Annotated in this window: 10 protein-coding genes; 5 read left to right on the forward strand and 5 right to left on the reverse strand. The window is 52.9% G+C overall.

Features of this window, described 5'->3' with window-relative positions; genetic code table 11:
• Positions 1-68: 68 nt before the first annotated feature.
• Positions 69-914 (reverse strand): HTH-type transcriptional regulator HdfR, encoded by an 846-nt coding sequence (gene hdfR, locus ACMHXI_RS09760; protein WP_025009534.1) that lies wholly within the window; start codon positions 912-914, stop codon positions 69-71.
• A 111-nt stretch (positions 915-1,025) separates the two neighbouring features.
• On the opposite strand from hdfR, the gene ACMHXI_RS09765 reads away from it, so the two are divergent.
• The 4 genes from ACMHXI_RS09765 to ACMHXI_RS09780 all read left to right on the forward strand — a co-directional run bounded on the left by ACMHXI_RS09765 (position 1,026) and on the right by ACMHXI_RS09780 (position 4,744).
• Positions 1,026-1,460: a DUF413 domain-containing protein gene (locus ACMHXI_RS09765; protein ID WP_025009533.1), complete on the forward strand. Its 435-nt coding sequence runs from the start codon at positions 1,026-1,028 to the stop codon at positions 1,458-1,460.
• 20 nt (positions 1,461-1,480) lie between these two features.
• Positions 1,481-2,428: an ATP-grasp domain-containing protein gene (locus tag ACMHXI_RS09770; protein ID WP_025009532.1), complete on the forward strand. Its 948-nt coding sequence runs from the start codon at positions 1,481-1,483 to the stop codon at positions 2,426-2,428.
• Positions 2,429-2,714: 286 nt separating this feature from the next.
• Positions 2,715-3,608, forward strand: a complete 894-nt coding sequence (locus tag ACMHXI_RS09775) for a hypothetical protein (protein WP_373455040.1) — start codon at positions 2,715-2,717, stop codon at positions 3,606-3,608.
• Positions 3,609-3,892: 284 nt separating this feature from the next.
• Positions 3,893-4,744, forward strand: coding sequence for a class I SAM-dependent methyltransferase (locus tag ACMHXI_RS09780; protein ID WP_208171456.1), 852 nt, complete (start codon positions 3,893-3,895; stop codon positions 4,742-4,744).
• 88 nt (positions 4,745-4,832) lie between these two features.
• Here ACMHXI_RS09780 and ACMHXI_RS09785 read toward each other — a convergent pair whose 3' ends face one another.
• Positions 4,833-6,422, reverse strand: a complete 1,590-nt coding sequence (locus ACMHXI_RS09785; protein ID WP_208184703.1) for a M28 family peptidase — start codon at positions 6,420-6,422, stop codon at positions 4,833-4,835.
• 162 nt (positions 6,423-6,584) lie between these two features.
• Here ACMHXI_RS09785 and ACMHXI_RS09790 point away from each other — a divergent pair, with 162 nt between their 5' ends.
• Positions 6,585-7,610, forward strand: a complete 1,026-nt coding sequence (locus ACMHXI_RS09790; protein ID WP_025009529.1) for a GGDEF domain-containing protein — start codon at positions 6,585-6,587, stop codon at positions 7,608-7,610.
• On the opposite strand, the gene ACMHXI_RS09795 is transcribed toward ACMHXI_RS09790, so the two are convergent.
• The 3 genes from ACMHXI_RS09795 to pdsO are packed head-to-tail and all read right to left on the reverse strand — an operon-like array spanning position 7,602 to position 11,337.
• Positions 7,602-8,210, reverse strand: coding sequence for a class GN sortase (locus ACMHXI_RS09795; protein ID WP_037436504.1), 609 nt, complete (start codon positions 8,208-8,210; stop codon positions 7,602-7,604). The two genes, ACMHXI_RS09790 and ACMHXI_RS09795, sit on opposite strands and share 9 nt — an antisense overlap.
• Before the next feature lie 32 nt (positions 8,211-8,242).
• Positions 8,243-10,555: a marine proteobacterial sortase target protein gene (locus ACMHXI_RS09800; protein ID WP_208184702.1), complete on the reverse strand. Its 2,313-nt coding sequence runs from the start codon at positions 10,553-10,555 to the stop codon at positions 8,243-8,245.
• A gap of 14 nt (positions 10,556-10,569) precedes the next feature.
• A complete protein-coding gene (pdsO, locus tag ACMHXI_RS09805) occupies positions 10,570-11,337 on the reverse strand; it encodes a sortase-associated OmpA-like protein PdsO (RefSeq protein WP_096141672.1) in 768 nt (255 codons plus the stop codon).
• Positions 11,338-11,552: the final 215 nt, after the last annotated feature.

Below are 11,552 nucleotides of genomic sequence, written 5' to 3' on the forward strand. Positions count from 1 at the left end.
TTTGGTATTTTGAATGTTTCAGTGAGGCAACCGGGCATCAAGGCAAAACGCTCAATGCCCGGCCAAATTTAGAACTGACTTCTGAGGTAGTTGACCGCTTGCAGTATCTGCTCCAGGCGGTCGTTGCCCGGCAAGTAGGCTACGTAAACATTGCGCCTGAGCGGTGTCTTATCATCAATCACAAACAGCTCCCCTTTCGCCAGATAAGGTTCAATCATGTTTTGCGGCAAAAATGCACTGCCACCATTATTGAGCAGAAAGTCCAGCGCAATACGAGCCGAGCCGGTATGCAGTACAGGAATGGGTAACTCGGCATAGTCTCTGGCATGTTGGATATTGAATGCCGTGCCCCAATCGACCTTGATGTAATGCCTGTCCGTCAGTTCATCGACGGAGGAAGCCGCCTCTGTGCTCACCAGATGCAGCGACACCTCCCCTATCTGCAACAACTCAAACTCTTCCAGCTTAGGGGGATCGAAGGCAATGGCCAGATCCAGCGTTCGGTCCATCAACTGTTTGGTCATCGCCGCCGGTGCCAGAATTTCAGTGCGCAGCGCCACTCCGGCAAGCCCCTGATGTAAGCCTTGCATATATCCCTGCAGATAAGCGTCCCAGATATTGGGCGCCGCGCCGATAACCAATTGCACCGATTGGTGTTCACTCAGGGAGATATCCTGTTTGGCCCGCTCCCAGGCGGTCAGTACCGCTTCGGCATGCGCCAGCATCCGCACCCCGGCCGGGGTCGGTTGTATGTTGTTTCGCTGCCGTTCAAACAACTCGACCCCGAGAATGCTCTCCAGCTGCTTAACCCTGAAAGATACGGCACTGCGGGTCAGATAGAGGTTTTCAGCGGCCTTCCCAAAATGGCGGGTATGGGAAACTTCCAGAAATGTCTTGAGTAAATCCGTGTCCATAAAAAATTCTTTATCGTCATAGACAAATTTTTTTGATTTATAAATCAATCATACTAGCCAATACTCTGCTTGCAAATCTCCTCAAGAACCATTTTTGTAAGGAATATCGCCATGTTGACCACGACTCCTTCACCATCGGCACTGCAGAGTGCATCTGTGCAACAAGCCGCCAATGAGAGTTTCGTCAGCGAACGCCGTTTCTATGACGACAAGAACTTCCCCAAGGGCTTTCGCCGCAGCGGGGATTTTACTTACAACGAAGCAGAATTACTCGAAAAACATGGCGTTGCCATGCAGGCTCTGGCGGAGGGACGCCAAGCCCCCCGGAATCCGGAGGAGAGTCATTTTGTTGAAGTTGTCCGCGGAAATTCCGCTCCCGGTAGCTTGTTGGAAAAGATCTGGGTAAAGTATGTCAAGTTGGCTTCTGGGAAGCCTTTCTACGCAGTAGTCGGCACCACTTTAGTGAAAAAGGCCGATGCTGAGTATATCGACGATATGATAGATGACGATGTTCAGGATGAGCCTGAACTTGAGGATGACCAATGAAAATTAGGGTTTGCGACTAAATGCGTGGTTGGATTTTATATAAAGAGACCGCGACTCAGCTAAAACCTGAATTGTATGAAATAAACCGATTGTTGGAGGCCGCCAAGGCCGACAATATCGAACTTGAGGTCTATGCTCCCGACGAGTTTGACCTCACAGTGACCCGAGAGGACAACAAGAGTATTTTACTGAACGGGCAACCAGTAGAGTTGCCCGATTTTATTATTCCCCGTATGGGCTCGGGTACCACCTATTTTGCCTTGGCGATTATCCGCCACCTGGAACGTCTTGGCGTTTATTGTCTCAACTCTTCCAAGGCGATAGAAACCGTTAAGGACAAGCTGTTTTCCCAGCAACTGTTGGCCGAAAAGAATCTGCCAACGCCCAAGACCATGCTGGTGAAATTCCCGGTTGATGTTGACTTGGTTGAACGTCATTTGGGTTTCCCTGTGGTGATCAAGACACTGTCCGGCTCGCAAGGCAGCGGCGTGTTTCTGTCACACAAGGCACGTGAGTTCGATGATCTGATGCAGCTTATCGAGGCCACCAACAAGAATGCCAACATCATTCTGCAGGAGTTTATCTCCAACAGTCATGGCCGGGACTTGCGAGTCTTCACCATAGGTGGCCGGGTAGCGGGTTGCTACGAGAGACGCGGCCAAGAGGACAGTTTCAAAGCCAATGTCAGCGCCGGTGGCTCAGCCAGCCCCTTTGCGGTCACACCTGAAATCGAGTGGCTGGCAACCCAGACAGCCAACATACTGGATCTGGATGTTGCCGGGATAGATCTGCTGTTTGACAACGGTCACTACAAGATTTGCGAGGCCAACTCCTCGCCGGGCTTTGAAGGACTGGAGTCCTGTCTCCACCTGGATATAGCAGCACAAATACTGCACTTTATCCGCATCCGTTTGGGCATGTTCAACAAGGATTCCAAGAAAAGCGACAGCAGCGAGTCCGAGGCCTGATCCGAACACGAGCTTTAATATCAGACTGAAGCGCTCCTTTATGGGGCGCTTTTTTGTGGTAGATCATAAAAAACCACACATTTGTAAACATTCTATTCACAAAAACCATCATTCTGGTTTAGACTCTTTGCAGTCGCGCGGATTTTCAGCATTCGAAAATACAAGAAGTGTCATCCTACAAACTAGAGCTGGCAAGCACTCAAACCGCGCACGTGCCGATTTATCCCGGAAAAGGAATCTCTGAGAAGGCACTTGGATTATCTGAGTAACGAAAAGAGATTACCCATTGTTGACACCACACTCTATTAACAATTCAGGTTTGAGACTGTCGCTGACACTCGCCCTGCTCTGCTGCGCCACTACCCAAGCCCAAGCCGGCGAGTGGAGCTTGAATATTGGTGGTTTCTACTCTCAGTCCGACACCAATATGCAAGTTACCGATCCCTTGGTCGGCAACGATTTCGATCTGGATTTTGAGTCTGATCTGCAGTTGGCGGAAAACGAGTTTCTGCCTCTGTTTGAATTGGGATACCGTTTCAACGATAGACACCACATCTATTTTGACTGGAAACAACTACACCGCAGCGCTGAAACTCAAGCGGTCAGTCGACCATTTCAGATCCAGATTGACGATACCGTCTATGATGTCAAGGCCGGTGGCCAGCTGGGCACCACGCTCAATATCGATATCGCCCGCATCGGCTATGGCTATGATCTGTTTCAAGGCAACGGCTATAACATAGGGGTCAGTGTAGGGCTGCATACCATGTTCATTGAAAGCAGCTTCGAAGGTTCAATCGGGGCCTGTGCCACCTCAGAGCTCAGCGGCAATATCTGCAGCGCCCAGCCCATTCCCAGACTGGTGGATGAAAGCGTTACCGCACCTTTGCCGAATATTGGCCTCTTTGGTGACTATGAGCTGGCACCCGGTTGGCAATTTAATTTGCATGCCCAATATTTTTCCGTGCGCCTTGATGATCTCAAGGGCTCACTGGTCGATATCAGAGCCGGCATGAAAACCACCCTGAGTGATCGTTGGGACATCACCTTGGCCTATAACTATTACAAAGTGGATGTGGATGTGCGTCAGAGCGCATCGGACGCCGCGGTAAAAGTGGCCGACTACAACCTCTACTATAGTTTTATCGGCCCTATGTTATCGATCAGCTACCGTTTCTGAACTTGTTCTCCGCTTGACGGTACAATCACGCTTTTTGCTGACGCTTTTTCCTGACGCTTTTTCCTGACGCTTTTTCCTGCCCCCTTTCCCTGACCATAGTCGCTTATTGGCAGCTCGAGTCAAAGCTGTCATCCACTATCTTTTGCCGACAATCACCAAGTATTCCAGTCCTCTCGCCTGCCAAGCCTCTCAAAAAGTGAGTTTGATAAAAATCCACTCTTGCTCACAGTTACGCATCTGATAATGGTTATCATTTAGCAAAAGAGGTGATGGAGTAGGCAAAGATGAGTAACAAGCTGGCAGTCACAGGGCTAAATGATCCTATCGCCCAAACACTTTTTATCCCGCTCTATATGAAGTCGTGCCAATCCAAACTGAAAGATGCCTTCTTCTCAGATCCTTGGGCCTGCGCGCTTATCGAACAATTTGATTATGACTTCTCAAGTTTTGACCAATCTGTATTGAGCTCAGTAGGGGTTGCCATCCGCGCGGGTTACTTTGACAGACTCACGGCGGATATTATCGCTGCGGCGCAGTCCTGTGTTGTAGTCAACCTCGGAGCCGGGCTCGATACCCGCTTTCAGAGGGTTCAAATGCTGATGGGAAACACGATGGAGGACAAGGCCTGGTTTTACAACCTGGATCTGCCTGAAGTGATTGCCCTCAGAGAGCAGCTCCTTCCTTCGGACAGTTGTGAGACATGCATCAGTGCTTCTGTATTTGATAGCGATTGGATGGATGAACTCAATGCCCGTCATCAGGGCGCAACCTTTGTTTTTATTGCCGAAGGCCTGCTGATGTACTTCGACAATTGTCAGGTACAACAGTTGCTTCAAGAACTGGCCAACCGCTTTCCTGGTTGCCATATTCTATTCGACGGTATCAGTCGCTGGATGAGGGACAATTCAGATAACCACGACAGCGTAAAATATGCCGGTGCCGGTTTTAAGTTGGCGCTCGACTCGCCACGGGAGATTGAGCAATGGCATGGAAAGCTAAAGGTGATTTCAGTCGCGCATTACGCCGATTTCAAAGAGTGGAAACGAGTAGGTTTCTTCAATTATCTGCTGTCCAAATACATTCCCAAATACTTCCACTCCAGTTTTCTGGTGCATGCCTGTGTCGAGCAGCCATGAAAAACAAAGGCATTCAATTAATTACGCTTTCAAGTGACAAGAAGCATGGACAGGTGTAACCCTTTTTGAGTCACACCTGCCACCAAACTCAGCGCTGATCCTGAGCCCGGCGCTTCTTGAAGTCCGAGTCTTCAAGCCATTGGGGCCAGTCATTGTTATTGGCCAACCGTGCCAGGATATCGCTTATCAAGGCCAAGTCCTGCCGAACCCCATCCAGACTCCAGCTTGGGTCATAATCATCGGCTGCCTTATGATATTTATGGGCAATATAATCCGGGTCTGTATCCCCCAAACTCATAAACAGCAAGCCGGGTACCCCTTCCTTGGCCAGAGCGAAATGGTCCGAGCGGAACATCAAGCCATTTTGCGGCCGGGGATCGGCCTTGACGTTGCGTCCCTGCCCTTTGGCAGCATCATTCAAATACTGCTCCAGCTCTGACACGCCCTCACCATAACGCAGGATGTAATCCACGCCTTTACCCATATTCATGCCGTCTATATTGAGAAATGCCACCAGCTGCTTGGTGGGAACCGGAGGATTTTCGGCAAAGTACTGGGCGCCAATGAGTCCGGTTTCCTCGGCAGTAAAAGCGCTGAACAGAATCGAGCGTTTCGGGGCATCAATGCCCTTTTGCTGTTTGAAATGCTTTGCCAGTGCCAGAACACCGGCCACACCTGAGGCGTTATCCACAGCGCCGTTGAGCACCACTTCCTTGCCATCTTCAATGGTCTTTCCCAGGTGATCCCAGTGAGCGTGCATCACCAAGTATTCATTTTTGTGCTCGGTTCCAGGCAACAAGGCCGCCACATTGTGGGATTGCGCCAGTTCTATCTTGTTGTTCAAGGTCAGATTGGCCTTGAGTTTCAACGGCACCGCCTTGAAGCCTTTATTGACCGCCTGTTGCTTCAAGGTATCAAAGTCCAGACCCGCCTGGCTGAACAGCTTCTTGGCGCTATCATGCTGGATCCACCCCATCACGCCAACCGATGATGCGTTGTTATCTTTATCCACCAGGGTGTACTTGGTATTGGTGTTGCTGTTACGCACCACCCCCCAACCGTAAGCGGCGGGCGCAGTTTCATGCACAATAAACACGGCTTCGGCGCCCTGACGGGCCGCTTCTTCATATTTATAGGTCCAGCGACCGTAATAGGTCATGGCATTGCCCTTGAATACCTGGGGATCCTGAGTGGCAAAGCCGGGATCATTGACCAGTACAATCAGGGTCTTACCACGAACATCCAGGCCTTCAAAGTCATTCCAGCCGTATTCCGGGGCATTGATACCGTAGCCGACAAATACCACCTCGCTGTCTTGCAGCTGCACCTTGGGCGTCACTCTTTGAGTGCGGGCGGTGAACTCCTCGCCATTGCTGAAACTCATTGAGCCCAGCTTTAACTGCATATTCTGATCTGCAGTGATCCTGGCCATGGGAACGGCTTGCAGATAACTGTTGCCAAACCCGGGCTCAAGCCCCATCTCCTTGAAGGCCTCGGTAAGGTAATCCAAGGTCAGCTGTTCACCGGCCGACAGAGGCGCACGGCCTCCAAACGCGTCACTGGCAAGGGTTTTCACATCCTGGCGATAGCTGGATTCATCCAGTTCAAAGGGGGCAGCCAACGCCAGAGCGGGCGTTAACAGTGTGGCCAACAGGCCACAGACAGAGGTAAATTTCACGACTTCATTCCTTGCTATTATCTATTTTGTTCAGCCATTGTAACAGCGGGGCAGCATTCGGCAATCGGCGCAACAAGGTGACATTCTGTGAGCCTTTGGATCCACAAGCGGCTTAATTTATGTCAAGCTGAATAGGTAATTGCATTGACAATGAGTTCCCCTATGACCATGACTCTGCTTCAACAAGCCGCCCAATACCTGAAAAAAGCCTTGCCGTTGATGTTAAAACATCAGATACCGACAACGCCGGTCAACTATGCGCTCTGGTATGCCTATGTCAGCGAGCGCAACCCGGTACTCAATGCCAGCCTGGATGAAGCCGTCAGCCAGTACAACACCTGTCCGCCCTCAACGGCGGAACTCCTCTACCGTCATCATCTGGCCCCGGAAGATGAACTGGATGTCAGAGATATGCGCCAGAGTATGGAGGCGATAGCGACCGAGCTGTCTCAGTCACTCAAGGATACCAGCTGCGATGCCGACAGTTTTCGCGCCAAAATCGAGCGTAACTTTGGCCGTATCAGCCGCTTGGATCAGGACGCCATGGATCTTGAGCAAGTGATGGGCATGGTCCGAGCCCTGGTGAAAGACTCGGATGATATTCGCAGTAGCACGGATTATTTGAGCTCGCAACTGAGCAAGGCCCAGCAGGAGATAGACAGTCTGCGGCTACAGCTGCAAAACACCGAAAAAGACATATTGTTTGATGCCCTCACCGGCTGCCTTAACCGCCGTGCCTTCGATGCCGACTTCGATAGCTTGTTGAGTCAGTCGCCGAAGGGCTGCTGCCTTATTCTGGTGGATGTGGATCACTTCAAGCGTTTCAACGATGAATATGGGCATCTTTTGGGGGACCAGGTGCTCAAGGCGGTGGCCAAGCGTCTGCAGGATAGTTGCCGTGACGGCACCAAGTTGTATCGTTTCGGTGGTGAAGAGTTCGCTATTCTGGTGCCGACCAGTCAGCTGAGAGTAGCCCGCCAACTGGCCGAAGCCATGAGACGGGCACTGGAGAAGGTTAGCGTCAGAGACAGGCGCAAGGGCCAGCTCATCAGCAATATCAGCGCCTCCTTCGGGGTTGCAGAATGGCAGCAACTGGATACCCGCCAATCCCTTACCGAACGCGCCGACACCTTGCTCTATGAAGCCAAGCGTTTGGGCCGCAATCGGGTGATGCCGATATCAGGCTGAAACCGCCAGCGTTTGCAAGGCTTCTGCCTGCACCACAAATCTAAGCTCGGCGCCGCCGCTCAGGCTGTCGAAGGGATAACAGGTGATCAGCGTCAATAGCCGCTCATCACTGCCCATCAACCAACGTGTCTCAGATTCATGCACAACTGCGGTAGCACGTATTCGATAAAAATGGATCTGGCCATCCATGCCCTGCAAGCGGATCTCCTGCCCCACCCTGGCCCCGGCCAGGATCGCGAAATGGGTATCCCTGTGACCGGCAATCACTGTATTGCCTGTCTCTCCGGCGCCGGCTCCCGAAAGCATCTGCGCCGGTCCAAAGGCCAGGTTACGGCCACTGGCCCCGGCCAGCACATAGAGTGGCTCATGCTTGCCTATCCACAATTTGGCCGTGGGGTGGGTATCGGCCCAGGACCAGGGTTTGTGTGCCTGGCCGTCAGTCAGACTCTTGGCCCAGGCCTTTTCAATCAAAAACTGGGCGAACATGGCTTTGGCTTGCATATATCCTCCTTTAAACAGCATGGCCGAACCTGCCACAACCAGAACAACTATCACTATTGAGCAGATATCGCTAAAGCGCCCCCTATTGACCGAGGGCATAGTTCCTGCTGTCAGGGCCTGCTCAGCCTGGCTCATCGCCCCGCCTCCTCACAAGCACGACGGCCAAAGGCCCTGGGGAAAGCCGCCAGCATCAGCGCCGCCAGCAAACTTGCCAACCCCAGCAGCAACATCAGCCGGCTATCGGTGGCGGTCTGCGGCAACTTACCCTGCCAGCCCTTGGGCGCATGACTGGCCACTTGCCCTTCCCGGGTCGCCGCGGCGTCCGGATTGACCGGGGTGACATCCACTGCCACCAGGCTGGTGTACGGACTGACCAAGTGGTACTTCAGCGACAGCGCTGTGATCTGGCGTTCAATGCGTTCACTGTTGGCAGCATCTTTGGCCAGCTCCAGCGCGGCTATCTGTTTTCTGGCCCAGATGAGATCCAGCCCTTTGGGATCAGCCTTGGCATTGAGCGCCAGCTCCTGCTGCCAGAATTGGCCATCGATAAGACCGGATACGATAACTGCCTTGTGGGCATTGCTACGCTGTTTGATGCTCACCAATACCGGCTCACCCTGATAGAGATCCGGAATTTGTGCCGGCCAGTAATCCGGCACTGTGCCGTCAGGGTAGCGCAGCGACACATCTGTGATCCTGGGAGCGGAGATTTTTTCCAGCAAGGCAACCACCTTTTGCTCCACCTCCTGCATCTTGCCAATATAGGTAAAGCTGCCACGCCCCAGCTCTGCGGCGCGCTGCATAAAGTGGGAGTTGGGGGCACTGCCTATGCCTACGGTAAACAGGCGGTTTTCGCCGAGCCTGTCTTTAATCAGTTCAAATAGCGCCTGTTCATTGCCTACGGCGCCATCCGTCATGAAAATCACTTGCCTGAGCGCCTTAATCTCACCTTGCGTGCCGACTTTATTTTGAGCGGCAAAATCATTGTTCAATGCCAACTCAAGCGCCTTGGCCATCTCGGTACCACCGTTGGCTTCCAGGGCACGAATAAACTGCTGTGCCCGACCTATATTGTGGGCCGTCGCCGGCAAAGAGTTGGCCGCCATGGTCTGCACTGCAGAATTGAATTCAACAACATTGAAACTGTCCTCCGATTTGAGACTGCTCAAGGCATACAGCAATGCCTGTTTGGCCTGAACTATTGCATCTCCCCCCATGGAGCCCGAAGTATCTATCACCAGAATAAGCTCCCTGGGCAAGGGCTTGGCCACCTCTTTGCTCTGTGGAGGCATCAACATCAATAGACTGTATTCATCCCTGGCAGCTTGGCCTTCGGCCTGCGCTAAAGAAGGTGCTGGGGTATGGGTCTGGCCTTGCTGGCTGAACAGCGCCGCTGCGGGCTTGGCGCCCGGATCCGCTTGCCATTGCAACACAAAGTCGCTGTCGGCCTTGGTATTGTCTTGTTGCAGCTGCACCCGAATACGGCCATCACTCAGGGTTTGTTGAGAAATAGCATGATAAGGGGATTCCAGCGACAGCAAGGGAAAACCAGCATCCAGGATAATATCCAAACTGAGACGATTCTCCTGGCCACCGCTTTGCGCTTGGGTGCTTATAGGCTCAGAGCTTTCGCTATCAGCGCCGGTGAACATCTTTTCAAGGCCCGCGGCTTCAATCACAGGGCTCAACAACCGCGCCGCCTCTTCCACGCCCTTGAAGCTTTGCAGCATGCTTTGAGGCAGATAACGGGGCGTGTGGGTCATGGGAAAGCGCAGGCTGAACTGACCATCACGGTAATCCAATGCTTGCTGGTAGCTGAAGCTGACTTTAAGGGTTTCCCCCGGGGCCAAATTAGCCACCTGAGTGGTGAACAGGTTGGGCCGCTCCTGACTCAGTAAACTGGCGCGCTTGCCCTGAGCCTTGGCCTGCTCAAAAGTGCGCTTGGCCTCTTCCTTTGGTTGAATAACCCCCTCGATGATCCGCTCACCTATTCTCAGCTGCATGCTGTCCACCGCCGCCTCATTGGGCAGCGGGAACAGGTAACGGCCGTGGATCCACTCCTGGCTATCATTGGTGAATGACTGGGTGACGCTGACTCTGTTACTCCAGCCACTGATGCTCATGCTGACTTCGGTTGCCAGTGCCGGGGCCTGGGTGTCGCCGAAGGCGAGCACCCCGGCACCTGGCCACTGCGGGTTATCAATCAGTTGAAGGGTACCTTCCTGAGCCTGGGCACTTGCAGGCTCTTCGGCAAGTTGGGGGCCATTCTCGGCCCAGGCTTCAACCGAGCTCACCAGATTGAACACCAGCAGTGCCAGCAGGGCAAAGCCTGAAAATTGCAGGGCGTTGACGGCCCTGCATAAATAAGTATCAGAATCGCTGTGACTGGCGGCGGGCATTCTCTGAAACTGCTCGTTTTCCTGCCGAGGAATATCCATATTCATTTTGCCGCTCCCTCTCAATTACCGCTTTGTTGATTGGCTGCCAGAGCAGCTCCCTGAGTCTGCAATTTCAGCGTGACCCGACGGTCAAAGAAGTCGCTCTCGCGGCTCTGTTTGGCACTGAGGGGAGAACTGGCGCCAAAAGCCTGGGTTTGCAAACGCTCTTCGGCAACGCCTTGGCTAACCAAATAACTTTTCACCGCCTCAACTCGCTGCTCGGACAGCGTCTGGTTGTAATCAGAATTACCACGGCGATCGGCATAACCGGTCAGATCCAACATCAGCTCAGGCGACAGGCTCATGGCATAGGCCAAATCGTCCAGCTGGCGGGCAAAGTGGGGTTCGATTTCGGCGGTGCCGGTACGAAACTGCACATTCATACCCACGATTAACTCTTCGAGCTGGTCAGCTCGGTCGCGGGAAAGCGCATTGAGGCGACTCTGGGCATCGGCGTATTGCAACGATAACTCCTTCAGCGCTCGCTGCTTCTCACTGAGACTCGCCAGTTGTTCGGTTTGCTCGGCCAGCTGTTGCTGCTGACTCTTGAGCTGCTCGTCATCGCCCACAGACTTACCCACTATGCCGCCGGTGAAGGCGCCGATAACCGCCCCCACAGGTCCCCCAACCACGGCGCCCAGCAGTGCGCCTGTGCCAAAGCCAACCAACTCTTCGTTGTGGTCTCTCTCCTGAGTCGGTAAGTTTGGCTGGCTGTCGGCGTGCGCCAGAGAAGAAGTCAGCAACAGTGATGCCATGATCAGGGAGGCTATGGGGGTCTTTTTCATCATCTCGATTCCTTTTGTCTTGTAGAGCCTGCTGCCCAGTTGGCAGCGTTCCTCGTCGTTGAGATGATTAAACCCCATTGAAATGGCAAGTCTGGGGAGCAAAAATGGCACTTTGGCTATCAATTGTGGCAACAAAATGGCAATTGGAAGCGATCGCTTTTTTCACGGCTAAAATCCTGTATAGTCACGGCTATTCACGGCTCGGCAGGAACAAGAGG

Origin of the sequence: Shewanella sp. BJSY2023SW005, assembly GCF_047314585.1 — a bacterium.
GTDB lineage: Bacteria > Pseudomonadota > Gammaproteobacteria > Enterobacterales > Shewanellaceae > Shewanella > Shewanella algae.